Genomic DNA, 24724 nt, shown 5'->3' on the forward strand with positions numbered 1-24724 from the left:
CTTGAGGACAGAGAGTGAGACATCATGAGTCATCTCGACCGCCTGCGGGCCGTCTTCCGCACGGCGCTCAACCTGCCGGCCGACGCACCCGTCGACCGCCTCGAATACCGCGGCATCCCCCAGTGGGACTCCCTGGCCCACATGGCGTTGATCGCGGCGATGGAGGACGAGTTCTCCATCATGATCGACACCGACGACATGATCGACATGAGCTCGTTCGCCAAGGCGGGCGAGCTGCTGGAGAAGCATGGAATCGGCGCAGCCGCCGTCTGAGGCCCGCGTCGCCCTGGTCACGGGGTCGACGAGGGGCATCGGCCGCGCCATCGCCACCACCCTGGCCGCCACCGGCCACACCGTCGTCCTGCACGGCCGCGACGCCGAGCGCGCCGAGAAGGCCGCCTCCGAGGTGGCCGCGGCGACCGGCGGCCGGACGTGGTCCGTCCACGGCGACGTGGCCGACCGCGCCGCGGTGGCCGGCCACATGCGCGAGATCACCCGGCGCCACGGGCGGCTCGACGCCCTGGTGGTCAACGCCGGCGTCTACGCCTCCGGCCCGCTGGCCATGACCCCCGCCGAGACCCTCGACGAGCTCTACCGCACCAACGCCCTGGCCCCGGCCCACACGCTGCAACTGGCGTTCCGGCTGCTGCTGCGCGGGCAGGGCCCCGCCGTCGTGCTGGTCTCCTCGCTCATGGGCCGGGCGGGCGGCGCCAACCAGGCGGCCTACTCCGCGACCAAGGCGTCCGTCATCGGCCTGACCCTGGCCGCCGCCAGGGAGATGGGCCCGGCGGGCATCCGGGTCAACGCCGTGGCCCCCGGCTACGTCGAGACCGACATGCTGAAGACGCTGCGGCCCGACGACCGCGAGACGGCGATCTCGGCGACCCCGCTGCGGCGCATCGGCCGGCCCGACGACGTCGCCCAGGCGGTGGCGTTCCTGCTCTCGCCCGGCGCGTCGTACATCACCGGCCAGGTGCTGGGGGTCGACGGCGGGCTGGTGCCGTGATGTTCCCATCCGGGCAGGCCGGGCTCGTCGTCGCCGGCGACCAGGAGGGGCTGGCCGGCGACGAGCTGGCCCGGCGCGTCGCCCGCGTGGCCGAGGCCCTGTCCCGGCTGCGGCCGGGGCCGCTGTTCTGCGGCATGCGCAACAACCTGGCGTCCGTGCTGCGCTATCTCGCCGCCTGGCAGACCGGCAGGCCGATCGCGCTGCTCGACCCCGACCTGTCGGCCGCGGCCCTGGCCGACCTGGTGAGCCGGTTCCGGCCCGCGGCGCTGGTCGGGTTCACCCACGCGCCCGACGGGCCGCCGGGCGCCCGCGGCCAGGCCCCCGACCCGCATCCCGACCTGGCCGTGCTCCTGGCCACCTCGGGCTCGACGGGCAACCCCAAGCTGGTGCGGCTGTCCAGGGAGGCGGTCGCGGCCAACGCCGCCGCCATCGCCTCGGCGCTGTCGATCATGCCCGGCGAGATCGCGCCCACCAGCCTGCCGCTGCACTACAGCTACGGCCTGTCGGTGCTCAACAGCCACCTGCACGCGGGGGCGACGGTCGTCCTGACCGAGGCCGGGCTGCTCGAACGGTCCTTCTGGACGCACCTCGACGAGCACAAGTGCACCTCGCTCGCGGCCGTCCCCTACCAGTACGAGATGCTGCGCAGGCTCCGCTTCGACCGCGCCGAGCATCCCACGATCCGCACGCTCACCCAGGCCGGCGGCCGGCTCAGCCCCGAGCTGGTGTCCCTGTTCGCCGCCCAGGCCGACCGCTTCTTCGTCATGTACGGCCAGACGGAGGCCACGGCCCGCATCGCCGTCCTGCCGCCCGACCGGCTCGCCGACAAGCCGGGCTCGGCCGGGCAGGCCGTCCCCGGCGGGCGGCTGACGATCGACGGCGGCGAGGTCGTCTACCACGGGCCCAACGTGATGATGGGCTACGCCGAGACCGCCGCCGACCTGGCCAGGCCCGACGACCTGGGCGGGGTGCTGCGCACCGGCGACCTCGGCCGGCTCGACGACGAGGGCTTCCTCTACGTCACCGGCCGGCTCAGGCGCATCGCCAAGATCTTCGGCGTCCGGGTCAACCTCGACGACGTCGAGCAGCTGCTGCGCGACACCGTCCCGGTCGCGGCGACCAGCGGCGACGACCGGGTCACGGTGTGGGCCGAAGGGCTCGACGCGGCCGGGTGCCGCAACCTGGCCCGCCGGCTGGGCGCCGAGCTGCGGCTCCACTGGAGCGGCTTCGACGTGCGCGCCGTCGAACGGCTGCCGCTGCTGCCCACCGGCAAGATCGACTACCGGACGCTGGAGTCGGCCGCGGAGGCCGGGCGGTGAGCGTGTTCACGCTCGACGCCGCCGCGCGGGAGGAGGTGCTGGCCGGGGAACTGGCGGCGCTGACCGAGCGGCACCGGCGGGCGTGCCCGCCCTACCGGCGCATCCTCGACGCGATCGGCGCCCATCCGCCCTACGAGCGGGTGGCCGACCTGCCGTGGCTGCCGGTGCGGCTGTTCAAGACCCACGAGCTGCGCAGCGTCCCGGCCGAGGCGGTGTTCCGGGTCCTGACCTCCAGCGGCACCACCGGGCAGCGGCCGAGCCGGGTCTACCTCGACCGGGAGGCGGCGGCCGCGCAGCCGCGCATGCTGGCCGCGACCCTGCGGGCGGTGCTGGGCGAGCGGCGGCTGCCGATGCTGATCGTCGACGGCCGCTCGGTCGTCCGCGGCCCGGCCCTGAGCGCCCGGGGGGCCGGGGTGCTCGGGATGATGAACTTCGGCAGAGACCACACCTTCGTCCTCGACGAGCAGGGCGAGGTCGACGCGGCGGCCGTCGAGGCGTTCCTGGCCCGCCACGGCGGCGAGCCGTTCCTGGTCTTCGGGTTCACCTTCATGGTCTGGCTCTACCTGCTCGGCCTGGGGGCCGACCTGTCCCAGGGCGTGCTGATCCACTCGGGCGGCTGGAAGCGGCTGGCCGAGCAGGCGGTCGACAACGACGCCTTCCGCCGGCGGCTGGCGTCCGAGTGCGGGCTGACCAGGGTCCACAACTTCTACGGCATGGTCGAGCAGATCGGCACGGTCTTCCTGGAGGGCCCGGGCGGCGACGGGCTCTACTGCCCCGACTTCGCCGACGTCGTCATCCGCGACCCCGGCACCTGGCGGGAGGTCCCGCCCGGCGAGCCGGGGCTGATCGAGGTGGTCAGCACCCTGCCCACCTCCTATCCCGGCCACGCGCTGCTGACCGAAGACCTCGGCATGGTCCACGGCGTCGACGACGGCCACTGGCCGGGCAAGCGGTTCACCGTGCTGGGCAGGCTGCCGCGGGCCGAGGCGCGCGGTTGCAGCGACACCTTCGGGCAGGGCGGCTGATGACCGATCGATCGATCACCACCCGGATCCCGCGCGTGGGCGAGGCGGGCGGGGTCGTGGTGCGTTTTCCTCCCGGCGGCTCGCCCGTCCCCGTCGAGGAGCTGGTCGCGCAGGTGCGGCAGGGCGCGCCCCTTGAGGTGGGCGACGAGCGGGTGCGCGGGTTCCTGGCGGCGTTCGGCAAGCGGCTGCTGCGGCCCGCGCTGGCCCGCCGCCATCCCGAGCTGGGCTCGCTGGGGTTCTTCCTGCGGCCGAGCGAGCTGGCCCGCACCCTCGACGAGCTGCGCACCCCGCACGTACGCGTGCCGCGCGGCCTGGTCTTCCATCTCCCGCCGGCCAACGTCGACACCGTCTTCGTCTACTCCTGGGCCCTGTCGGCCCTGATGGGCAACCGCAACGTCGTCCGCCTGTCGCCGCGCGCGGGGGCGGTCGCCGCGGTCGTCCTCGACACGCTCGGGGAGGCGCTGGCCGACGCCGATCCGGTGGTGACGGCCACGCAGCGCATCGTCTCCTACGACCGGCGGGCCGAGGCGGTCACCGCCGCCCTGTCGGCGGCCTGCGACCTGCGGGTCATCTGGGGCGGCGACGACACCGTACGCGAGGTGCGCCGCCACCCGCTCGCGCCGCACGCCCGCGACCTGACCTTCCCCGACCGCTCGTCGTTCGCGGTGGTGAACGCGGCGGCCTGGCTGTGCGCGCCGCGCGCGGCCAGGGTGGCGGCGGCCGAGGGGTTCGTCAACGACAGCTACTGGTTCGACCAGGCCGCCTGCTCCTCGCCCCGCACCGTGTTCTGGGTGGGGGCCGAGGGCGACGGCGAGGCGGCGCGGGGCGACTTCACCGAGCAGGTGTCGCGGGTGCTGGCCGGGCGCGGCTGGGACGTCGACGCGGCGATGGCGGTGGAGAAGCGGGTCTCGGTCTACGGGCTGGCCGCCGACGGGCTGGTGGACCTGATCGAGTTCCGGGGCAACGCGCTGGCCAACGTGACGCTGGCGGCGGCGGCCGCCATGCCGCGGAGGTGGCTGGGCGCGGGCACGTTCGCGCACGCGCGGGTGGCGACGCTGGCGGAGCTGGTCCCGATGGTCGAGCGCAAGGACCAGACGCTGACCCACTTCGGCTTCTCGCTGGGCGAGCTGGAGGGGCTGGCCCGGGAGCTCGCCGGGCGCGGGGTCGATCGCATGGTGCCGGTGGGCAGCGCGTTGAGCTTCCACCGGGTGTGGGACGGCGTCGACCTGCCGGGCGAGTTCACGCGACTGGTGACCGTGGTCAGATGAGCCCTCGTCGGACGAACCGGCCGCGCACGGGGCCGGGGCACCGATGACGTCCGTTCCTCCGCGGGCCATCGCGCCGCCGGGCGGCGACCGGTCCGCCGCCCCGGACGACAGGCCCACGACGGTCGCCCCGGCGCCTGGCGGACCCCTTGGCGGTCGTCGCGCTGGTGCGGGCCGGCAGGGATGGGAGGGCGGGCCGCGGTCCCCGGCCGCGGCTCGGGGGCATGAGGGGGTGGCTTGGGGATGACGGCTGCGGTGGTGGAGGCCCCGGTCAGGGGGCGGCGGGCGCCGGGGTGGGGGCGGCGGCTGCTCGCGGGGTGGCTGCCGGCCGGGACGGTGCTGGGCGGGGCGGCCTGGGTGTTGCTCTGGTGCGGGGTTCCGGCGGGCGATCTGGCGGCCTTCGGCGCGTACGTCCTGCTCGGGGTGGCGCTGCCGGGGACGTTGCTCTGGCGGGCGCTCACCGGCGGCGGCCGGTCGTTCGCCGAGGACGTGGCCGCCGGGCTGGCCCTCGGGTACGCGGTCGAGGTCCTGGTCTACATCCCCGCCCGCGCGGCCGGCCTGCCGCTGCTCGTCCTGGGCTGGCCGGTCACCGCCGTCGCGGCGTTCCTCGTGGTGCCGCGGTTGCGGCGTCACTGGCGGGGCCGGGCCGAGCGCGAACGGATGCCCTGGTGGTGCGCCTGGTCGCTGGCGGGCGTCGCCGGTTACCTGCTGGCCTTCTGCGCCCGGTCGCTCTACCGCGTGCCGATCACCGACGCGTACGTCGACATGCCCTACCACCTGGCCCTGCTCGGCGAGGTCAGGAACCACGTGCCGCCCACGCTGCCGTCGGTGCTGGGCGAGCGGCTGTCCTACCACTGGTTCGTCTACGCCGAGATGGCGGCCACGAGCTGGGTCACCGGGATCGAGCCGGTGACGCTGGTCTACCGGCTGTCCACGTTGCCGATGACGTTCGCGATGGTCGTGCTCGTGGCGGTGCTCGGGCGGCGGCTCGGCGGGCGCTGGGGGGCGGGGCTCGCGGCGGTCGGCGTCACGTACTTCCTGTTCGCCCCCGTCTTGCAGGAGGGCGTGGTGTTCACCTCACGGTCGATGTTCACCGCGTGGGCCAGCCCGACGCAGACGTTCGGCGCGTTGCTGTTCGCGCCCGTGATGCTGGTGCTCACCGCCATGCGGCCGAGGGGGTGGGCGGCGGTGGCCGTGCTGCTGCTGGCGCTGACGGGGGCCAAGGCGACGTTCCTGCCGTTGCTGCTGGCCGGGCTGGTGTTCGTGCTGGTCGTGCGGTTGCCGGTGGAGCGGCGGCTGCGGCGGGAGTGGGTGGTGCCGGCGGCGATCACGTTCGGCTGCCTGCTGATCGCGCAGTTCGTGGTGTTCGGGCGAGGGGCGCAGGGCACGGTGGTGGCGCCGTTCGCCACGATGCGCACGTTGTGGGGGGTGGTGGCCGACGTGCAGCCGCCCGCGCTGGCCGCCGAGCCGTGGGGGCCGGTGCTGGTGTTCGCCGGCATCCACCTGTTCTGCCTGCTCTGCGTGTGGGGCGGCGTGGCGGCGTTGAGGTCCCGGCTGCTGGACCCGGCGGTGCTGCTGCCGGTCGGCGTCGGGCTGGCGGGCATCGGCGCGATCATGGTGCTCGGCCATCCGTCCGACGCGCAGCTCTACTTCCTGGAGGGGGTGCGGCCGTACCTGTCGGTGGCCGCGGTGTGCGGGGCGGTGGCGGCCGTGGAGCGGCGGCGGGTGCCGTGGGCGGTGGTCGCGGGCCTGGCCGGGGCGGGGGCGGCGGTGGCCGTCGCGGCCTCGCGGCTGACGCCGCCGGGCGCGGTGCTGGTGCGGGTGCTGGTCCCGTACCTGGTGCTCGCGGGGGTGGCCGTGGTGGTGCTGGCGTTCCGGCGCAGGGGGTTCTCGCTGGCGGTGGTGGCGCTGCTGGCGGGGTACGCCGTGCCCACCTCGCTGCGGGAGGCGGTCGTGCACGTCGCGCCCGAGCCGTGGGAGCGCGAGCGGCTGATCCCGGCCGGGGCGCTGGAGGCCGGACGGTGGCTGCGTGACCATTCCGCGCCCGGCGACGTGGTGGCCACCGACCTCCACTGCCGCAACCCGGCGCCCCGCCGTACGTGCGACAGCAGGCACTTCTGGGTCTCGGGGTTCACCGAGCGGCGGGTGCTGGTCGAGGGCTGGGCGTACGCCGAGAGCACGCTGTCGCGCGCCGAGATGTTCGTGACCCCCTACCTCCAGGTGCCGTTCGCCGACCAGACCAGGCTGGCCGACAACGACGCGGCCTTCCGCGAGCCGTCGGCCGCGAACGTCGGCAGGCTCCGCCGGAAATACGGCGTCAAATGGCTGTTCACCAGCAATGATCCGGCGTTGGAGACATACGCCGAACTGCGCTTCCGCAACGCCGACGCCTCCGTGTACGAGCTCACGACCGGGTAAAGCTTGCCCCCGTTCATGGAATGGTGCGAAGAAACGGCACGCGCCCCGCTGGACGCCCCCAGCACCATTTCCGTGAACCTACCGCCGCAAGCGATCAGGGAACTCTATGGACACGCGTGCCGCCATGGACCCGAGCCCCAACGTCCTGGACACCTCGGCCGGCCTGGCGACCGTCGACATCGTCATCCCGGTGCTCAATGAGGAGCGGGCGCTGCCGGGCTGCGTGCGCACGCTGACCGGGTTCCTGGAGGACGGCTTCCCGCTGCCGTGGCGCATCACGGTCGTGGACAACGGCAGCACCGACGACACCTGGCCCATCGCCACCCGGCTGGCCGCCGAGCACGACCGGGTGCACGCCCGCCGCCTGGACATCCGGGGCCGCGGAGCCGCGCTCAAGGCGGCCTGGCGGGAGAGCCCGGCCGACATCGTCGCGTACATGGACGTCGATCTGTCCACCGACCTCGGCGCGCTGTTCCCGCTGGTCGCGGCGGTGGCGAGCGGGCATTCGGAGATCGCCATCGGCACCCGGCTGGCGCACAGCGCCCGTACCCTGCGCTCGATCCGCCGCGAGGTGGTCTCGCGCAGCTACAACGCGCTGCTGCGGTACGGGTTCGGGGTCCGGTTCAGCGACGCCCAGTGCGGGTTCAAGGCGGCCAGGACCGACGTGGTCCGGCCGCTCATGGACAAGATCGAGGACGACGCCTGGTTCTTCGACACCGAGCTGCTGCTGCTGGCCGAGCACAACGGCCTGCGCGTGCACGAGGTGCCGGTCGACTGGATCGAGGACACCGACTCGCGCGTCCGCGTGGTCAGGACGGCGATCGACGACCTGAAGGGCCTGGCCAGGGTCGCCTGGTCGATGTCCATGGGCCGGGCCGACGTCGAGGTGGCGCGTTCGGAGCTCACGCCCACGCATCCCGACGCGGTGGTCGCCCGGCCGAGGGCGGTGACGCTGGCGAAGTTCGCCTCGTTCGCCGCGATCGGCGTGTTCTCCGTCCTGCTGTACGCGCTCATCTACCTGCCGTTGCGCGGCGTCTGGGCGCCCGCGCCGGCCAACCTGGGCGCGCTGGTGCTCACCGGGTTCGTCAACACCGAGGCGAACCGGCGCTGGACGTTCAACCGCCTGGGCGGACGGCGTACCGCGATGCACTTCCGGGCGGCGCTGCTCTTCCTGGCGAACTACCTCCTGACCACCTCCGCCGTGCTCGGCCTGCGCAGCGTGTCGCCGGGGGCCGGGCGGCTGATGGAGATGAGCGCGGTGGTCGCCACGTACGGTCTGCTCACCCTGATCCGCTTCACCGCTCTGGACCGCTGGGTCTTCTCCCGCACAAGGAACCAACCACATGGAAACCACTGAGATCCGCCGGCTGCTCGACCTTGAGGACACCCACTGGTGGTACCGGGAGCGCCGGGCGATCCTGCGCAGGGAACTGCGCGAGCTGGGCCGTCCAGGGCGGGCGCTCGACGTCGGCGCGGCCGGCGGCGGGAACACCCGGGTGCTGGTCGAGGCCGGCTGGGACGCCACCGCGACGGACTACTGCGAGACGGCGGTCGAGGTCGCCAGGGAACGCGGGCTCAAGGCCGTGCACGCCGACGCGCGGGCGCTGCCGTTCGAGTCGTCGAGCATGGACCTGGTGACCGCGTTCGACGTGCTCGAACACATCCACGAGGACCATCTCGTCACCGAGGAGATCGCCCGGGTGCTGGCGCCCGGCGGGCACGCCCTGATCGCCGTCCCGTGCGACATGGCGCTGTGGTCGGCGCACGACGACGCCGTGGGCCACGTACGCCGCTACGGCCGGGACACGCTGACCGTCGTGGTGGAGAAGGCCGGGCTGAAGGTGGACCGGCTGTGGAGCTGGAACGTGCTGCTGCGCCCGCTGGTGGCCCGGCACCGGCGGCGGTCGAGGGGCAGCGACCTGCAGCCGACGCCCGCGGTGGTGAACGCGGGCCTGTCGATGGTGGTGCGCGCCGAGCGCTACCTGCCGGTCAGGTCGCTGAAGGGCGTGACGCTGTTCCTGCGGGCCAGGCTGGGCAGGTGACGGGTTCCGAGCCACAGGAGGGGGAAGGCCGGGGGCAGGTCTCAAGTCGATGTCCGGTGACGCGGCCGGGCCCGGATGGTTCTAGGCTGTCGCGTGTGGTGATTCACGCCCTCCTCGCGGCCACCCTGGCCCTGACCGCCACGCCCGCGGCCGCCGCCCCGAAGATCGACTGCGCCCGGCTCAAGTGCCTGGCGCTGACCTTCGACGACGGCCCGAGCGAGCACACGGCGACGCTGCTCAAGGTGCTTCGGAAGGAGGGGGCCAAGGCCACCTTCTTCCTCGTCGGCAAGCAGGTCGAGCGGCGTCCGGCGCTGGCCCGGCAGCAGGCCGCGGAGGGGCACGCGATCGGCGACCACACCTACTCCCACCCCTCGCTGCCGACCCTGCGCGACGACGACATCATCGAGGAGCTGCGCACCACCCAGGCGCTCATCGAAGACGCCACGGGCCGCCGCCCGACGATGTACCGCCCGCCCTACGGGCACACCGACGAACGCGTGCTGCGCATGGCCGACCAGCAGGACCTGGCCGAGATCCTGTGGACGGGCACCACCCTCGACTGGAAGCTGCGCGACGCCAAGAAGATCAAGGCGACCGTGCTCAAGCTGGCCAAGCGCGACGGCGTCATCCTCATGCACGACACGGTCCCGCAGACCGTCAAGGCGATGCCCGAGATCGTCAAGGAGCTCAAGAAGCAGGGCTACACCCTGGTCACCGTCCCGACGCTGCTGCGCGGCAAGGGGCCCGACTCCGGAGTGAGCTACTTCTGAGCACGTCTCCCTCCCGAGTGCTGGAACCATGGAGAGCGTCAGCCCCGCCGCGGCACGTCCCAGGCCGTGGGTCGCCCTTGTCACCTTCCTGATCATTCAGGCGGTGCTCGCCTGCTGGTGGGCGGCCTTCTACCCCGGGCTGTTCAGCCGCGACTCGGTGCTCTATCTCAGCCACACCGTCGTCGGGCCGTGGGTGAGCGACCATTCGGTGGCCTACGACGCGTTGTTGTGGCTGAGCTTCACCAGGACGGGTGACCTCGGGGCGGTCACGTTCGCGCAGACCACGGCGATGGCGGGGGCGCTGACGTACCTGGCGCGGTCGCTCGTGTCGCTGGGGGCGCCGCGGTGGGCCACGACGCTGGTGGCGGTGCTGGCGCCGGTGACGCCGACGGTGGGGGCGTTCACGGTCACGCTGTGGAAGGACGTGCCGTTCACGATCTGCGCGATCATGATCGCGGGGGTCTGCGCGCGCATGGCCGCGCGCCGGCGGGTCTCCCTGGCCGGGCTCGGCGTGCTCATGACGCTGCTCGGGCTGTTCCGCGCGAACGGCTTCCTGGTGGTGGGCATCGCCGTCGCCGTCCTGCTGGTGGTCGTCGCCACGCGGCGGGTACGGCTCGCGCTCGTCGGCACGGTGGCGGCCGCAGTGCCGCTGCTGCTGACGAACCTGCTGTTCCCGCGGTTCGGCATCACGCCGCCGTCCAGCACGTACGTCTACCACACGGCCTTCGCCGACGTCGCCGTGGCGTTCAGGGAGCGTCCTGAGCTGTTCACCGAGCAGGACAAGGCGCTGATGACCTCGGTCGCGCCGCTCAGCAGGTGGTGGGAGGGCGGCACCTGCGCCACGGTCAACCTGCTGATCTGGCGCCGCGACTTCAGCTGGCCGGCCGCCGACGCGCACGCGGGCGAGCTGCTCGGCCTGTGGGAACGGCTGCTGACGAGCGATCCCGGGATGATCGTCGGCACCCGCCTGTGCCGGGGGGCGATCGCGTGGAGCCCGGTCCAGGACCCGTACGTGGTGGGCGGGATGACGTACCGGTTCTCGCGGCGGCCCAGCGCCGACACGTACGTGGGGCCCGGCAAGGTGCCGGACTTCGCCGGCCGCGGGGTGTTCTCGCTCCGGCCGCTGTCGGCCGAGCTGAACCAGGTGGCCGAGCCGTGGCTGACGGGGGCGCTGCTCCCGCAGTGGGACTGGGTGTTGTGGCGGGGGGCCTCGTGGGCCTACCTGTCGTACGCGGCGGTGGCGCTGGGGGCGCTGGCCCTGCGCAACCGCTTTGTGGTCGGGGTGGCGGCGGTCGTGGCCGGGCAGCAGCTCGCCGTGCTGGCCAACATCTCGGCCCAGGACTTCCGGTACATGGCCGCGCCGATCTTCGTCGGGCTGCTGCTGGCGCCGCTGCTCCTGGCGAGCGCCGGGCGGCTGGTGATCGCCGCGGCCCGGCCGGCGTGGCGGGCGCTGCGCCGGCCGGCCCCGCCCGCCGCCGAGACGACCGGCCCTGACGACTAGGCCAGGCGACCAGGCCAGGCGACTAGGCCAGGCCCTGGCCGTCGGGCAGCCGGGTACGGCCGGGAAGCCGCACCACGGTGACGAAGAACTCGTCGATCTGCCGGATGACGGCCATGAACTGCTCAAGGTCGACGGGCTTGGTCACGTACGCGTTGGCGAACAGCTTGTAGCTGCGCAGGATGTCCTCCTCGGCCGAGGAGGTGGTCAGGACGACGACCGGGATCGCCCGCAGCTCCGGATCGCCCTTGATCTGCTCCAGCACCTGCCGCCCGTCGTACTTGGGCAGGTTGAGGTCGAGCAGGACGAGGTCGGGCCGCGGCGCGCCCACGTGCGCCCCGCGCTGGTAGATGAAGTCGAGCGCCTCCAGGCCGTCGCGCACGACGTGGAGGTTGTTGCGGATCTTGTTGTCCTCGAACGCCTCGCGGGTGATGAGCTCGTCACCGGGATCGTCCTCGACCAGGAGCACTTCGATGGGCTGGACGGTCATGCGGTCGCTCCTTCGTCGGTGACGGCGGGCAGGGTGAAGCTGATCCGGGCTCCCTCGGTGTGGCCGGTGTCGAGCCAGATCGTACCGCCGTGGTTCTCCACGATCTTCTTGCACATCGCCAGGCCGATGCCGGTGCCGCTGTAGGCCTCGCGGCTGTGCAGGCGCTGGAAGATGATGAAGATCTTATCGGCGAACTCGGCCTCCACGCCGATGCCGTTGTCGGTGACCGAGAACAGCCACTCGTTCTCCCGCTGCTCGCAGGCGATCCGGATGCGCGGGGCGCGGTCGGGGGCGCGGAACTTCAGCGCGTTGCCGACGAGGTTCTGCCAGAGCATGCCGAGCATGGTGGGGTCGCCGATCACGCTGGGCAGCGGGTCGGGCCGCTCGATCTCGGCGCCGGTCTCCTCGATCACCGCCGACAGGTCCACCAGGGCCTTGTCGAGCGACTCCTCCAGCTCGACCGGCTTGCGGTCGTCGTACAGGCGGCCGACGCGGGAGAAGGTGAGCAGGTCGTTGATCAGGACCTGCATGCGGGTGGCGCCGTCCACGGCGAAGTGGATGTACTGGACGCCGCGCTCGTCGAGCACATCGCCGTAGCGCTTCTGGAGGAGCTGGCAGAACGTGGCGATCTTGCGCAGCGGCTCCTGGAGGTCGTGGGAGGCGACGTAGGCGAACTGCTCCAGCTCGGCGTTCGACCGCCGCAGCTCCTCGGCCTGGGCGTCGAGGCCGGCCGCCTGCTCGCGCAGCAGGACGTGCTGCTTGCGGAACTCGTCGAGGGCGAAGACGATCTTCGTCCGCATCGACTCCACGTCGCGGGCGACCTCGCGGATGTCGGCCGGCCCGCTGGCGGGGATCGCCCGGTCGAAGTCGCCGGCGGCGATGTCGCGGGCGGCCTCGCGCAGCTCGTCGAGCGGACGCCCGATCGCCCGCCGCAGCAGCACCGCCATCGCGACGCCGGCCACCAGGAACAGGACCAGCATGATGACGAAGGCCAGGTTGCGCACCTGCTCGACCTGCCGCAGCTCCTCCTGGGCGAGCTGCCGGGCCTTGGCCAGCCGCTCGTCCTGCCGGTCGAGCAGCGCCCTGATCTGGTCGAAGGCCTGCTTGCCGCTCTCGATGCGGCTCGCCGAGATGACCCCGTCGGCCCGCTTGTCGGCGGTGAGCGGCTCGGCGTAGTCGCGTCGCCAGGTGGCCGCCGCGTCCCTGACCGCGTTCAGCTCGCCGACCAGCTCCGGACGGTCGCCGATGAGCGTGGCGATGCGCTCGCGGCTGCGCCGCTCGTCCGCCACGCCCGCCGTGTACGGCTGGAGGAAGTCCTCGTTGCCGGTCAGCAGGAACCCGCGTACGCCGGTCTCCTGGTCGATCAGGGTGCTGCGCAACTGGGCGGCCTCGATCCTGGCCGGCGAGATGCGCAGGATGACCTGGTCGGACAGCCGCGCGGTGCGGTCGAGCATCACGGTGGCGACCACCACGCAGGTGACCACCAGGACCGACACGGCCGCGATCATCAGCACGAACCAGCCGTGGACGGTCAGCCGCCGCCAGCCCTGCTCGCCGCCACGCGTACGGGAAACCTTCTGCACGGCCTGCCTCTCCAGCACGGACGCCTGTTCGCTCACGATTCGTCTTTCCAGCGCAGGTGCACGACGGCCACGTCGTCCGCCGCCGCGTCGTGGACGGAGGCCGCCTCGACGTCGGCCAGGATCGCGTCGAGCAGTTCCTCGCTGCCCAGGCCCGTCCACCGGGAGGACAGCTCCAGCAGGCCCTCCTCGCCCAGCCACCGGGGCGTGTCGCCCGGCAGCCGGCGCTCGAAGAGGCCGTCGGTGTAGAGCGTCACGCCGCCGCCCTCGGGCAGTTCCAGGAGGTCCTCCTCCCAGTCGGGCTCGATGGGCAGGCCGAGCGCGGGCCCCTGCCGCGGGTCGGCGAGCAGCACCGAGTCGGCCGTGTGCACCAGCAGGCCGGGATGCCCGGCGCGCCACACCCGCATCGTGTGCCGGTCGGGCTCCAGGACGACCGTGGACATCGTGACGAAGACCTCAGAACCCGCCCGCTCGGCCCGCAGGATCCGTTCGAGCTGGCGCAGCAGCGGGACGCCGGTCATGCCGTTGAGCACCAGCGCCCGCCAGGCGATGCGCAGGCAGACGCCGAGCGCCGCCTCGTCGGGCCCGTGGCCGCAGACGTCGCCGATCACCGCGTGCACGACCTTGTCGTCGGTCTCGACGACGTCGAAGAAGTCGCCGCCGAGCGTGGCCGAGCCGCGGCTGGCCCGGTAGCGGGAGGCGACCTCCAGGGGCATCTCCTGCAGCAGCGGCGTCGGCAGCAGGCCGCGCTCCAGGCGGGCGTTCTCCTTGGCGCGCATGCGTTCGGTGTGCAGCGCCACGGCCGCCTGCTCGGCCTGCTTGCGCTGCATGGCGTAGCGCAGCGTGCGGCCCAGCCATTCGGCCTCGACCCGGCCCTTGACCAGGTAGTCCTGGGCTCCGGCGGTCACCGCGGCGAGGCCGGCGCTCTCCTCGGCCAGGCCGGTCAGCACGACGACCGCGGCGTCCCCGGCCTCCTCCAGCACCGACGACAGGGCGGAGAACTCGTAGGCGTCAGGCAGGCCGAGGTCGAGCAGCACGCACTGGGGGCGCAGGCGGGCCAGCGCCCTGCGGGCCTCGTCCACCGAACGCGCCCACTCCAGCCGGACGGCAAGGCCGCTGTCCTCCAGCAGCTCCTGGACGATCAGCGCATCCTGCGGATCGTCCTCCACGAGCAACACCAACGGCTGCCGGACATCCTCACTCGCATGGGCCATGTTGGCAATTGCACCCTTCGTCCACCGGCACCGAGCTCTAACGAATCGACGCCTCAGGTGCCCCACTGCCCACTACGGCCAAGAAGTGGCCCAAACTCACGCACTTTTCCCAAGAAACTTTCCGGTATGCGTCCACAAGCCGAGCAATCGTAACGGGCCGGGGTCCAGTGGGTCTGGCGAATCGACCTCCTTCCACCATAACCAACCCCCTGACCTGCATTAACCGCTCATGGCCGGACATGCGAACGGCCCGGAACCGTCAGCCGGTCCGGGCCGTCCGCACACGGCGCTATTCCCACTCGATGGTGCCCGGGGGCTTGCTCGTGACGTCGACCACGACCCGGTTGACCTCGCGCACCTCGTTGGTGATGCGGGTGGAGATGCGCGACAGGACGTCGTAGGGCACCCGCGCCCAGTCGGCCGTCATCGCGTCCTCGGACGTCACCGGCCGGAGCACGACCGGGTGGCCGTAGGTGCGGCCGTCGCCCTGCACGCCCACCGAGCGCACGTCGGCCAGCAGCACCACCGGGCACTGCCAGATCTGCCGGTCGAGGCCGGCCCGGGAGAGCTCTTCGCGGGCGATGGCGTCGGCCTCGCGCAGCAGCGCCAGACGGTCGCGGGTGACCTCGCCGACGATGCGGATGCCGAGCCCGGGACCGGGGAACGGCTGCCGCCAGACCATGGCGGGCGGCAGGCCCAGCTCTTCGCCGGCCCTGCGGACCTCGTCCTTGAACAGCGCGCGCAGCGGCTCGACCAGCTTGAACTGGAGGTCTTCCGGCAGGCCGCCGACGTTGTGGTGGGACTTGATGTTGGCGGTGCCCGTGCCGCCGCCGGACTCGACGACGTCGGGGTAGAGGGTGCCCTGGACCAGGAAGTCGACCGGGCCGTCGGCCATGATGGCGCGCTGCTCGTCCTCGAAGACGCGGATGAACTCGCGGCCGATGATCTTCCGCTTCTCCTCCGGGTCGGTGACGCCCTCCAGCGCCTTCAGGAAGCGGTCGGCGGCGTCGACGACGCGCAGCTTGACGCCCGTGACGGCCACGAAGTCGCGCTCGACCTGCTCGGCCTCACCCTTGCGCAGCAGCCCGTGGTCGACGAAGACGCAGGTCAGCCGGTCGCCGATGGCCCGCTGGACGATCGCCGCGGCCACCGCCGAGTCGACCCCGCCCGACAGCGCGCAGATGGCGCGGCCCTCGCCGACCTGCCGGCGCACGGACTCGACGGAGTCCTCGACGATGTTGAGCATCGTCCACGCCGGACGGCAGCCGGCCGCGTCGAGGAAGTGCTTGAGCACGGCCTGACCGTGCTCGGAGTGGAGCACCTCGGGATGGAACTGCACGCCGTACAGGCCGCGCTCGGGGTGCTCGAAGGCGGCGACCGGCGTCTCGCTCGTGGAGGCGGTGACCGCGAAGCCCTCGGGGGCCGCGGCCACGCTGTCGCCATGGGACATCCAGACGGTCTGCGCGGCGGGCAGCCCCTGGAAGATGACGCCCTCGTCGAGCACCTTCAGCGCGGTGCCGCCGTACTCGGCGACGCCCGTGCGGGCGACCTCACCGCCCAGCGCCTGGGCCATGGCCTGGAAGCCGTAGCAGATGCCGAACGTGGGCACGCCGGTCGAGAACAGGCCGTGCGGCACGGGCGGCGCGCCCTCGGCGTAGACCGACGACGGGCCGCCGGACAGGATGATGGCCTTCGGCTTCTTGGCCATCATCTCCTCGACCGACATCGTCGACGGCACGATCTCGGAGTAGACGTGGCACTCGCGCACCCGCCTGGCGATGAGCTGCGCGTACTGTGCGCCGAAGTCGACCACGAGCACTGTGTCGAATTCAGACACCGTGAGAACCCCCCAAAGGCGAAATGCGGTGCCTTCATTGTATCGGCCTCGGGTATTACGCCTGGCCTCACACCGTCACTCGTGCTAACACAGAACGGTGGATCTTGTCTGGCCGGCCTCGGCGTGGGCCCTGTGGTTCGCCGCGCTGGCCGCCGCGTTCGGGTTGACGACGCGCCGGGCCGCCGCGCCCCCGGCGGCCCCTGCTCCCGCGGCGCCGCCCGCCGTCGTCGAGCTCTTACGCGGGCTGCGGGCCGGTGAGGTCTTCCACGCCACGGTCTTCGAGCTGGCCAGGCGCGGGTTCCTGACGATCCGTGACGACCGGCTCACGCTCTCCGCGACGGGCGAGGGGCAGGTGTGGCCGTACGAGCGATGGGTGCTCGACCGGGTGGCCGCGCGGATGGGCGGCGCGACGCAGGCGCCGGTCGTCGCCCTGATACCGGACAGCGGCGACCTCGACGCCGCGTTCGTGCCCCTGGTCCGGCAGAGCGCCATCGACCTCGGGCTGGCGCGGCGGCGCTGGGGAAGCATGCTCGTGCCGCTGCTGCTGGCCGCCGGGCTCGCCGGGCCCTGGTACGTCACCATCTCGCAGGCGGGCGTGTCGTGGCCCGGCTGGATCGCCACGGCGGGGGCGTTCGTGGCCGGGGCCGCGCTGCTGCTGGGCGGGCGCGGGTTCGTGCTGACGCCGCTCGGCCGCGAGGTCGCCGGGCCCGAGCCGGCTCCGGTGGACCCGCGGCAGGAGTGGGTCTTCACCGGCGACGGGTGGCGCGGCGTCCTGGTCGAGCCGGCTCCGCGCGACGGCGGCGCGCCCAAGCGGCAGGAGGTCGAGGGGCGGGTGGTCAAGCGCTGGATCGTGACCGAGCACGGCGACGACCTGTCCTCCTCGCGCACCTGCTACCTGGCGGTGCACGACGGCATCTCGGAGCGGGCGCCGGCGTACCGGGCCAAGGAGCGCGTCTACCAGGACGTGCTGCCGGGCGACTTCGTCCGGCTGCTGGTCAATCCGCGGCGCGGGAGCGTGGTGAGCGTGCTGGTCCACGAGCGCCGCTGGTAGCGCCGGGCAGCTCGCCGGCCAGCAGCAGCTCGGTCTGCCTGCGCAGCCGGTCGGCGAACTCGGGGTGGGTCAGCACGAGGAAGCGTTCCTCGCGGATGGCCCGTACGACCAGGGCGGCGACCTCGGCGGGCTCGACGCCGCGCGCCATGGCCGCCCCGACGGCCTCGCGGGCGGCCGTCTCGTCGTCCGTCGGGGTGGTGACCAGGCCGGCCGGGCGGGACCTGGCCGAGTCGTCGATCCGCGTCCTGACCGCGCCGGGGCACAGCGCGGTCACGCGGAGCTTGGAGCCCACGGCGGCGAGGTCCTGGGCCAGCGACTGCGAGGCGGCCAGCGCGGCGTACTTGGTGAGCGCGTAACCGCCCGCGCCCGGCGCGGCGAGCAGCCCGGCCACGGACACGGTGTTGACGACGTGCCCCTCGGTGTCCTGCCGCATCATGCGCGGCACGAACGCGCGCACGCCGTGCAGCACGCCCCACAGGTTCACGCCGAGCAGCCAGGCGAAGTCCTCGGCGGTCCTGGTCCACAGGCGGCCGCCCTGGTGGACGCCGGCGTTGTTGCACAGCACGTGCACCGCGCCCAGCTCGCCGAAGCTCCGGTCGGCCAGGTGCTCCACGGCCGCCGCGTCGGAGACGTCGGTGACCTGCGTGAGCACCTCGCCAGGCCCGGCGGACGCCTTCCGCGCGAGCGCGGCCGTCTCGGCCAGCCCGCCGGGATCGACGTCGGCCAGCATCAACGCCATGCCCTCGGCGGCGAACCGGACGGCCAGGCCCCTGCCGATGCCGCTGGCCGCGCCCGTCACCACCGCGACCCTGCCGGACAGTTCACGCACGGCCTGAACCTCCCTAGCGCTCGCTCGGCTACCCCGACGCTACAGGATCGCGCCGATCAGGCCCAGGGGCGGCGAGCCGAGGTCGAACAGCGCCTTGTGGAAGCGCTGGAGCGTGAAACCCGCCCCCCATCGCGTGCGCGCCTGCTCGCGCAGGTCGAGGATGAGCAGCTTGCCCCAGGTGTAGCGGCCGTACGTCGGGTCGAAGGAGGCGCGGCGGGCCTCCGACAGCGCGGCGGGACCGGCCAGGTGGGTGTCGGACTCGAAGCGCCGAGCGCCCTCCTCGACCGTCATCTGCCCGGTGTGCACGCCGATCGCGCAGGCCAGCCGGGTGACCCGGATCAGGGCCTCCACCCAGACACCGATCTCGAACCGCGGGTCGTCGGGCGCGTAGCCCTCCTCGACGCACAGCTCCTCGGCGTAGTGGGCCCAGCCCTCGACGAAGGCCATCGACTGCAGCAGCCGCCGCACGTCGGAGGGGGCCCGGCGGAGCGCGCGGCCGTGCGAGAAGTGGCCGGGGGCCACCTCGTGCACGTTGATGGCGGGCAGCGTGGTGGCGCTGAAGACCTCCAGCCACTCCTCCTGGTCCTGCTCGCTCCAGGACGCGTCCGGCGGGGTGATGTGGTACCAGGACGGCCCCTCGGGCTCGCCCGGCGAGTTCCACGCCATCATGGCCATGGCCCAGCGGCGCGACTCCGGCGCCAGCCCGACCAGGCACTCGCCGTCGTGGTAGGGCACGAGGTCCTTCTCGCGGGTGAAGGCGATGGCCCGTTCGGTGCCGATCCTGGCCGCCTCGATCACGCCGTCGGCGTCGGGGTGGTCCTTGACCAGCTCGCGGACGACGTCGAGGGGAGGCTCGGAGCGTCCGAGCTTGGCGCAGGACTCGGCCAGCAGGCCCATGAGCCGGTCGCGTTCGGCGTCGGCGCGCTCGGCCAGCCTGCCCAGGTCGACCGGCAGGCCCTCGGCGCTGCTCATGAGCTTGACCAGGGCGGCGCCGCCGAGCGCGGCGTCGGGGTCGCCCTCGGCGGCGGCGCGGGCCACGTGGGCCACGAGCCTGCCGTGGGCCTCGATCGCGGCCTGGTCGGTGATGCCCGCGGCCAGGCCCTTGACCGCGCCCAGCAGGGACGTGGCGACCGGGGCCCCGACCTGGTCGAGCGAGGCGACCGCGGCGTCCACGGCGGCCGGCCACTGCGCGAGGTGGGCGGCCCTGGCGGCGGCGCGCTCGGCCTCGGGGGCGTAGTCGCGGTCGTAGCAGGCCAGGTCGAGGTTGGCCAGGTGGATGAGAGGGTTCTTGCGGTGCAGCTCCAGCTCTCCGAACTGGGTGCGCATGGCCTCCTCGAAGATCTGCAGATGCTCGGCGTCGTGCGGGTCGCCGGGCGCGTCGCCCTTGCCGAGGCGCGCCAGGCCGTCCCGTACGCCCTCGGGCGACAGGTCCTGGATCCGGCCGTCGTACTCGTGCCTGCCGCCCCCTTCGCGCGCCTCGGACACCATCAGGTCGGTGATCGCGCGCAGTCTGGGGTCAAGTTCCGTCATGCCGCCGACGCTAGCGCACCCCCCTGATCTTGAGGACCCCTACGGCCCCGACCAGCGAGATCACGATGCCCACGACGAACAGCGCCGGGTAGCCGCCCGTCCCCACCACGACGGCGGCGAGGGCGGGCGCCAGGATCTGCGGCCCGGCGTTGGCGATGTTGATGACGCCCATGTCCTTGCCCGCGTCGCCGGGGTCCGGCAGCACCTTGGTCACCAGGGCCATGTCCACGGCCAGGTAGACGCCGAACGCGATGCCGTGCGCGACGTTGTAGACGATCATGCCCTCGAACGTCGGCATCGCCAGCGGGATGCCCAGGAACGCCGCCGAGGACAGCCCGGCGACCAGCGCGAACAGCCGGAAGCGGCCGAGACGGTCGGAGATCGGGCCGATCACCAGCACCGCGAGCAGCGTGGCGGCCTGGCCGACGAGCATCAGCAGGCCCATCGTGGCGACCGCCTCGCCCTTGGGGATCTTGATGAAGTCCTCAAGGAGGAAGAGGTTGAAGGTGAAGATGACGAAATATCCGAGCATGACGCCGAAGCGCGACACGAAGGCCCACGTGAAGTCCGGGGTCTTCAGCGGCCGTACGAACCCGGCCAGGAACGCCCCCAGCCGGAACGGCTCGCGCGCCATCCCCGCCGAGGACGTGTCCGGCGTCACGACCACGACCAGCACCGCCGCGACCAGCAGCAGCGCCATCGCCACGTAGTACGCCCCGCCGGCGGCCAGCTGCGGGAACACGATGAACATGACGGCCGTCGCGATCGTGGCCAGCGGCGTGCCGAGCCCGAACAGGCCGGAGTAGGTGCCGTACCGGCTCGGCGGCACCCGGTCGGGCAGGATCGCGGTCATGGCGGCCTGGTAGCCGTTCATGATGGTCTGCACGCCCGCCCAGCTGATGCCGAGCATGAGCACGCTGCCCGCGCCGGCCTGCGCGAACAGGGCGAGCACGCCGAGCAGCACGCAGCCGAGTATCCACGGCGAACGGCGGCCGAAGCGCGATCGGGTGCGATCGGAGATCTGGCCGAAGACGGGGTTGGCGAGGGTGGCCATGAGCGGGCCGATCGAGTTGGCCAGGCCCAGCGCGGCCACGTCGTTGACGCCGGTGATGCGCTGCACGTGCACCGGCAGGACGAACGCGCCCACGCTCATCCACAGGAACATGACGGCCACGTTGGCCAGCGGAAGCGTCAGGTAGAGCGGCCCGGGGCGCCGGGTGTCCGTGAGCGCGCCGCTCAGAGCCTCAGCCATGGGGGGACCTTTCCGGAGCGTTGATGATACGTATCACCGACGATTGCTCTGGACTGTAGGTCGCCCGGGAAGGGCTGACAAGACGCGCGTCCGACTCGTTACGCGCTCGACGGCGGCCTCAGGCGCTGGACCGGGCCACCAGCCGGGGCTCGAACCGGGCGAGGACCTCGCCGGCCGCGGACGGCCGCACGCCGCGGACGATCCCGTCGATCTCGCCCGCCAGGTCGGCCGGGCTCGCGGTGGCGTCGAAGTGCACGCTGGTCAGGCGGGGCCGCATGAGCGTGCAGATCGGCAGGTCGTCGGCGCCGACCACGGCGACGTCGCCGGGGACCCGCAGACCGGCGTCCTGCAACGCGCTGATCAGCAGCATCGCGTACTCGTCGTTGTAGGCGAAGACGCCGTCGGGCAGGTCGCCCGCGCGGACGACCCGCCCCGCCTCCTCCTCGGAGAAGGCCAGGTCGATGCGCGCGGCCCCGGGGACGACCTCCCGCACCCCCGCCAGCCGGGCCAGCCCCATGGCGTCGATGCCCTCTTCCCGTGGCACGACAGCCGCCACCCGCCGGCTTCCCCGTTCGACCAGGTGGCGGGCGGCCACGGCGCCGAGGGCCCGGTGGTCGAACACCACGGCCGGCACCAGGGGCGAGGGCTGGTCGGACAGGCCGATGACGGCCCGGACGCCCGAGGCGTGCAGCAGCTCCACGGCGGGCCTGGTCAGCCGCGCGGCCTCGACGAGGACGACCGAGGGCCGCAGGGCGAGCCAGCTCCTGGCCGCCGCCACGCCCTTGAGGGTGCGTTCGCCGTACTGGACCAGGGTGTGGCCGCGGGCCCTGAGCCCCTCCTCCAGCTCGTCGAACACCTGCTGCGCCAGCCGGCCCACCCTGGCCCGGGACAGCGGCATGAGCACGATGCCGCTGTGGCCCGTGCGCAGCGCGCGGGCGGCGGCGTCGGGCACGTAGCCCAGGCGGGCGGCGGCGTCGCGGACCCGCCTGCGGGTCTCCTCGCTCACCCGGGCGCGGGGGTTGTCGGTGAGCACGTAGGAGACCGTGGCCTGGGAGACTCCCGCGGCCCTGGCCACGTCGACACTGGTCGGCGGGCGCTCCCCCCTTGTCGTGTTCACGGGGTGGATGGTATCAACTGCTTATACGTATAAGCAGGGGAGGCTGCCGCATGAAGCTGCACACTCGTGAATGGGGTTCGGGCGACCGCGTGGCCGTCCTCGTCCACGGCATCATGGCCGACTCGCGATGCTGGTGGCGGGTGGGCCCCGAGCTGGCCGCGCGCGGCTACCGGGTCATCGCCGTCGATCTCCCCGGCCACGGCCGGAGCCCCCGCGCCGACGCCTATCCGCCCGAGCTGTTCGCCTCGTCGCTGGCGGAGTCGGTGCCCGCGCGCCCCGAGCTGGCCATCGGGCACTCCCTCGGCGGCCTCACGCTCGGCCTCGCCGTCGAACGGCTCATGCCCGGACGGGCGATCTACTCCGATCCGGCCTTCCGCCTGCCGACGCCGGAAAGCGGCGCCCTGGAGTCGATGGCGGACTTCACCGACGAGACCGGCGAGCTGATCGCCGCCCTGCACCCCGGCTTCTCGGCCGAGGAGGTGGCGGTCGAGGTCGAGATGCTCGCGCGCTGGGACCGCGGGTCGGCGCTGTCGCTCGCCGGGGCGTCGGGCATGGACTTCACGCCCGCGCCCGTCGTGCCGTCGCTGGTGCAGGTGGCCGACCCGAGTTTCCTGGTGCCGCCGGCGTTCCAGGAGGAGCTGCGGGGCAAGGGATTCGAGGTGCGCGTGGTCACGGGGGCCGAGCACACGATCCACCGCCACCTGTTCGAGGACTTCCTGGCGGGGCTGGAAGGCTGGATCAGACCCGCTGCCGCAGCTCGGTGAGGCGGCCGGCGACGTCGAGGCCCTTGCCGGCGGCCCAGGCGTCGTCGTGGTAGGTGGCCAGGTGCCGCTCGGCCGCGTCGCCCAGCAGCGAGACGATCGTGCCGCTCTCGCCCCTGGCCCGCATGCGCCCGGCCAGTTCGAGCGCGGCCCACAGCGCGGTGCCGGACGAGCCGCCCACCGGCAGCCCGGTGACCTGCCTGATGTGCCTGGCCGCCGCCACGCTCGCCGCGTCGGGCACCGGCACCACCAGATCGACCAGGTCGGGCCGGAACCCCGGCTCCACGCGCGGACGGCCGACGCCCTCGATGCGCGACGGCATGCCGGTGGCGTAGTCGGGCGCGTCGAGGGTCCAGCCCGGGAAGTAGGCGGAGTTGTCGGGATCGGCGACCGCCACCCGGCAGCCGTGCTCCCCGGCCACCGCGCCGAGCGTGGCCGAGGTCGCGCCGGTGGCGGCGCCGGTCACCACCCAGTCGGGACGGACCTGGGCGAACAGCTCTTCGGCCAGGTCGTGCGGCGCGGCCCGGCCGAACTGGTCGAGGTAGTGGCCCCCGACCTGCCCGGCCGCCTCCCCGGCCGCGTCGTAGATGGCCAGGGGCGGCGTGACGAACCTGCACTCGCCGCCCAGCGCCTCGACCGCCCGGGCCCGCGCCGGGTCGCGCGCGCCCGGCATGACCACGACGTAGGGCAGGCCGAGCCGCCGGGCGAACCACGCCTGCGCGACCGCCGCGTTGCCGCCGGCGGCCTCGACCACGGTGGCGCCCTCGGTGATCGAGCCGTCGAGCACGGCCCGCCGGAACAGCGCCCTGGCGTGCCGGTGCCGCAGGCTGCCCGTGGGGTGACCGGACTCGTCCTTCAGCAGCAGGCGCACGCCGGGCACCCGGACGGGGAGGTCGATCAGCCTGGTCGGCGGCCCGGCGGCCAGGACGTCGAGCGCGCGCGTGCTCCAGCTCACCGGACCACCCTGTCAGGACGAGCTCAGGAAAGCTCCACCTGTTCGCCGGGAGCGAGCAGCACGAACCGCTCGCCGAGCCCCGCGAACGCCTTCTCCAGCGTGTCCCTGCCCTGCGTGAAGTGCGCCCAGTGCTCGAAGTGCAGCGGGACGACGTGCCGCGCGCCCAGGACGTCGGCGGCGGTGACGGCGTCCTCGCTGGTCAGCGTCAGGAAGCCGTCCACCAGCGGGGTGCGCGCGCCGCCCGCGAACAGCAGCGCCACGTCGATCCGCGGGAACCTGGCGGCCACGGCCCGTACGACGTCCAGCGAGGCGTTGTCGCCGCTCACGTAGACGGTGGGCAGGCCCTCGCCGCCGAGCACGAAGCCGGTGACCTCGCCCGTCAGGTGCTCGGTCCCGTCGGGGCCGTGCTGGGCGGGCACGCCGGTCACCCGCAGCGGGCCGACCTCGGTCTCGCTCCAGTTGGGCAGGGCGCGCACCGGCTCGCCCAGGCGCTCGGCCGCCGAGGCGGTGGACAGCGCCAGCGGGGCCGTGGCGAGGAACGCGCGGCCCGCGTCGTCGAGGTTGTCGGGGTGCTGGTCGTGCGAGAGCAGCACGGCGTCCACCGGGCCCACCTCGTCGGGGCCGAAGGCGGGGCCGGCCGTCTTCTTGAGCACCCTGGCGCCGACCGGGTGGTCGCCCGGCGCGTCGAAGGTGGGATCGACCAGCAGCCGGACGCCGCCCAGCTCGATGACGGCGGTCGGGCCACCGGCGTAACGAATCTTCATG

22 protein-coding genes are annotated in these 24724 nt (G+C 73.2%); 12 read left to right on the forward strand and 10 right to left on the reverse strand.

Translation table 11 applies throughout. The annotated features are described in order from the left end of the window. Positions 1-24 precede the first annotated feature (24 nt). The 10 genes from ACIBST_RS09975 (at position 25) to ACIBST_RS10020 (ending at position 11346) form a co-directional block, all read left to right on the forward strand. Entirely contained in the window at positions 25-273 is a 249-nt protein-coding gene (locus tag ACIBST_RS09975) for an acyl carrier protein (RefSeq protein ID WP_397170598.1), read from the forward strand. Continuing rightward, positions 248-1006 carry an SDR family NAD(P)-dependent oxidoreductase gene (locus ACIBST_RS09980; RefSeq protein WP_397170600.1) on the forward strand — a complete coding sequence of 253 codons (759 nt, stop codon included), beginning with the start codon at positions 248-250 and terminating at the stop codon, positions 1004-1006. The genes ACIBST_RS09975 and ACIBST_RS09980 overlap by 26 nt, the downstream gene beginning before the upstream one ends. After that, a complete protein-coding gene (locus ACIBST_RS09985; protein WP_397170602.1) occupies positions 1006-2325 on the forward strand; it encodes an AMP-binding protein in 1320 nt (439 codons plus the stop codon). Before ACIBST_RS09980 ends, ACIBST_RS09985 begins: the two co-directional genes overlap by 1 nt. Further along, positions 2322-3350, forward strand: coding sequence for an acyl-protein synthetase (locus ACIBST_RS09990; RefSeq protein WP_397170604.1), 1029 nt, complete (start codon positions 2322-2324; stop codon positions 3348-3350). Before ACIBST_RS09985 ends, ACIBST_RS09990 begins: the two co-directional genes overlap by 4 nt. Further along, positions 3350-4618, forward strand: coding sequence for an acyl-CoA reductase (locus ACIBST_RS09995; RefSeq protein ID WP_397170605.1), 1269 nt, complete (start codon positions 3350-3352; stop codon positions 4616-4618). The genes ACIBST_RS09990 and ACIBST_RS09995 overlap by 1 nt, the downstream gene beginning before the upstream one ends. A gap of 240 nt (positions 4619-4858) precedes the next feature. After that, the gene (locus ACIBST_RS10000; protein WP_397170607.1) at positions 4859-7033 is read left to right on the forward strand and encodes a hypothetical protein; all 2175 of its coding nucleotides are present in this window, start codon (positions 4859-4861) and stop codon (positions 7031-7033) included. A gap of 106 nt (positions 7034-7139) precedes the next feature. After that, entirely contained in the window at positions 7140-8390 is a 1251-nt protein-coding gene (locus ACIBST_RS10005) for a glycosyltransferase (RefSeq protein WP_397170609.1), read from the forward strand. Then, positions 8377-9075, forward strand: coding sequence for a class I SAM-dependent methyltransferase (locus tag ACIBST_RS10010; protein ID WP_397170610.1), 699 nt, complete (start codon positions 8377-8379; stop codon positions 9073-9075). The genes ACIBST_RS10005 and ACIBST_RS10010 overlap by 14 nt, the downstream gene beginning before the upstream one ends. A 95-nt stretch (positions 9076-9170) precedes the next feature. After that, positions 9171-9845: a polysaccharide deacetylase family protein gene (locus ACIBST_RS10015; RefSeq protein ID WP_397170612.1), complete on the forward strand. Its 675-nt coding sequence runs from the start codon at positions 9171-9173 to the stop codon at positions 9843-9845. A gap of 28 nt (positions 9846-9873) precedes the next feature. Next, complete coding sequence (locus tag ACIBST_RS10020; protein ID WP_397170613.1) at positions 9874-11346, forward strand: hypothetical protein; 1473 nt, start codon at positions 9874-9876, stop codon at positions 11344-11346. Positions 11347-11368: 22 nt separating this feature from the next. Here the strand turns inward: ACIBST_RS10020 and ACIBST_RS10025 are convergent, their stop codons facing one another. The 4 genes from ACIBST_RS10025 to guaA all read right to left on the reverse strand — a co-directional run bounded on the left by ACIBST_RS10025 (position 11369) and on the right by guaA (position 16464). Continuing rightward, positions 11369-11833 carry a response regulator gene (locus ACIBST_RS10025; RefSeq protein WP_397170615.1) on the reverse strand — a complete coding sequence of 155 codons (465 nt, stop codon included), beginning with the start codon at positions 11831-11833 and terminating at the stop codon, positions 11369-11371. Continuing rightward, positions 11830-13452, reverse strand: a complete 1623-nt coding sequence (locus ACIBST_RS10030; RefSeq protein ID WP_397170616.1) for a CHASE3 domain-containing protein — start codon at positions 13450-13452, stop codon at positions 11830-11832. The genes ACIBST_RS10025 and ACIBST_RS10030 overlap by 4 nt, the downstream gene beginning before the upstream one ends. Further along, complete coding sequence (locus ACIBST_RS10035) at positions 13449-14627, reverse strand: PP2C family protein-serine/threonine phosphatase (protein WP_397170618.1); 1179 nt, start codon at positions 14625-14627, stop codon at positions 13449-13451. Before ACIBST_RS10035 ends, ACIBST_RS10030 begins: the two co-directional genes overlap by 4 nt. A gap of 289 nt (positions 14628-14916) precedes the next feature. After that, positions 14917-16464: a glutamine-hydrolyzing GMP synthase gene (gene guaA / locus ACIBST_RS10040; RefSeq protein ID WP_397170620.1), complete on the reverse strand. Its 1548-nt coding sequence runs from the start codon at positions 16462-16464 to the stop codon at positions 14917-14919. A gap of 97 nt (positions 16465-16561) precedes the next feature. Between guaA and ACIBST_RS10045 the strand changes: the two genes are divergently transcribed. Further along, complete coding sequence (locus ACIBST_RS10045; RefSeq protein ID WP_397170621.1) at positions 16562-17515, forward strand: hypothetical protein; 954 nt, start codon at positions 16562-16564, stop codon at positions 17513-17515. Here the strand turns inward: ACIBST_RS10045 and ACIBST_RS10050 are convergent. From ACIBST_RS10050 to ACIBST_RS10065, 4 genes are all read right to left on the reverse strand, one after another. Beyond that, positions 17460-18344, reverse strand: coding sequence for an SDR family NAD(P)-dependent oxidoreductase (locus ACIBST_RS10050; protein ID WP_397170622.1), 885 nt, complete (start codon positions 18342-18344; stop codon positions 17460-17462). The genes ACIBST_RS10045 and ACIBST_RS10050 overlap by 56 nt on opposite strands. A gap of 39 nt (positions 18345-18383) precedes the next feature. Next, positions 18384-19874, reverse strand: coding sequence for a DUF885 family protein (locus ACIBST_RS10055; RefSeq protein ID WP_397170624.1), 1491 nt, complete (start codon positions 19872-19874; stop codon positions 18384-18386). Between the two features lie 10 nt (positions 19875-19884). Further along, positions 19885-21126 (reverse strand): MFS transporter, encoded by a 1242-nt coding sequence (locus tag ACIBST_RS10060; RefSeq protein ID WP_397170625.1) that lies wholly within the window; start codon positions 21124-21126, stop codon positions 19885-19887. Positions 21127-21244: 118 nt separating this feature from the next. Next, a complete protein-coding gene (locus ACIBST_RS10065) occupies positions 21245-22243 on the reverse strand; it encodes a LacI family DNA-binding transcriptional regulator (protein ID WP_397170627.1) in 999 nt (332 codons plus the stop codon). Between the two features lie 50 nt (positions 22244-22293). On the opposite strand from ACIBST_RS10065, the gene ACIBST_RS10070 reads away from it, so the two are divergent. Further along, a complete protein-coding gene (locus ACIBST_RS10070) occupies positions 22294-23007 on the forward strand; it encodes an alpha/beta fold hydrolase (protein WP_397170628.1) in 714 nt (237 codons plus the stop codon). Here the strand turns inward: ACIBST_RS10070 and ACIBST_RS10075 are convergent. Further along, positions 22982-23959, reverse strand: a complete 978-nt coding sequence (locus ACIBST_RS10075; protein WP_397170630.1) for a PLP-dependent cysteine synthase family protein — start codon at positions 23957-23959, stop codon at positions 22982-22984. The genes ACIBST_RS10070 and ACIBST_RS10075 overlap by 26 nt on opposite strands. 23 nt (positions 23960-23982) lie before the next feature. Continuing rightward, complete coding sequence (locus tag ACIBST_RS10080; protein WP_397170631.1) at positions 23983-24723, reverse strand: MBL fold metallo-hydrolase; 741 nt, start codon at positions 24721-24723, stop codon at positions 23983-23985. Position 24724 lies beyond the last annotated feature (1 nt).

The sequence above is a fragment of the Nonomuraea sp. NPDC049684 genome (genome assembly GCF_044465345.1).
Taxonomy (GTDB): domain Bacteria; phylum Actinomycetota; class Actinomycetes; order Streptosporangiales; family Streptosporangiaceae; genus Nonomuraea.

Excerpts from the sequence above, each read along its gene's own strand:
- ACIBST_RS09975 (WP_397170598.1), top strand. The coding sequence starts at position 25 with ATGAGTCATCTCGACCGCCTGCGGGCCGTCTTCCGCACGGCGCTCAAC.
- ACIBST_RS09980 (WP_397170600.1), top strand. The coding sequence starts at position 248 with ATGGAATCGGCGCAGCCGCCGTCTGAGGCCCGCGTCGCCCTGGTCACG.
- ACIBST_RS09985 (WP_397170602.1), top strand. The coding sequence starts at position 1,006 with ATGTTCCCATCCGGGCAGGCCGGGCTCGTCGTCGCCGGCGACCAGGAG.
- ACIBST_RS09995 (WP_397170605.1), top strand. The coding sequence starts at position 3,350 with ATGACCGATCGATCGATCACCACCCGGATCCCGCGCGTGGGCGAGGCG.
- ACIBST_RS10000 (WP_397170607.1), top strand. The coding sequence starts at position 4,859 with ATGACGGCTGCGGTGGTGGAGGCCCCGGTCAGGGGGCGGCGGGCGCCG.
- ACIBST_RS10005 (WP_397170609.1), top strand. The coding sequence starts at position 7,140 with ATGGACACGCGTGCCGCCATGGACCCGAGCCCCAACGTCCTGGACACC.
- ACIBST_RS10010 (WP_397170610.1), top strand. The coding sequence starts at position 8,377 with ATGGAAACCACTGAGATCCGCCGGCTGCTCGACCTTGAGGACACCCAC.
- ACIBST_RS10020 (WP_397170613.1), top strand. The coding sequence starts at position 9,874 with ATGGAGAGCGTCAGCCCCGCCGCGGCACGTCCCAGGCCGTGGGTCGCC.
- ACIBST_RS10025 (WP_397170615.1), bottom strand. The coding sequence starts at position 11,833 with ATGACCGTCCAGCCCATCGAAGTGCTCCTGGTCGAGGACGATCCCGGT.
- ACIBST_RS10035 (WP_397170618.1), bottom strand. The coding sequence starts at position 14,627 with ATGGCCCATGCGAGTGAGGATGTCCGGCAGCCGTTGGTGTTGCTCGTG.
- ACIBST_RS10055 (WP_397170624.1), bottom strand. The coding sequence starts at position 19,874 with ATGACGGAACTTGACCCCAGACTGCGCGCGATCACCGACCTGATGGTG.
- ACIBST_RS10060 (WP_397170625.1), bottom strand. The coding sequence starts at position 21,126 with ATGGCTGAGGCTCTGAGCGGCGCGCTCACGGACACCCGGCGCCCCGGG.
- ACIBST_RS10070 (WP_397170628.1), top strand. The coding sequence starts at position 22,294 with ATGAAGCTGCACACTCGTGAATGGGGTTCGGGCGACCGCGTGGCCGTC.
- ACIBST_RS10080 (WP_397170631.1), bottom strand. The coding sequence starts at position 24,723 with ATGAAGATTCGTTACGCCGGTGGCCCGACCGCCGTCATCGAGCTGGGC.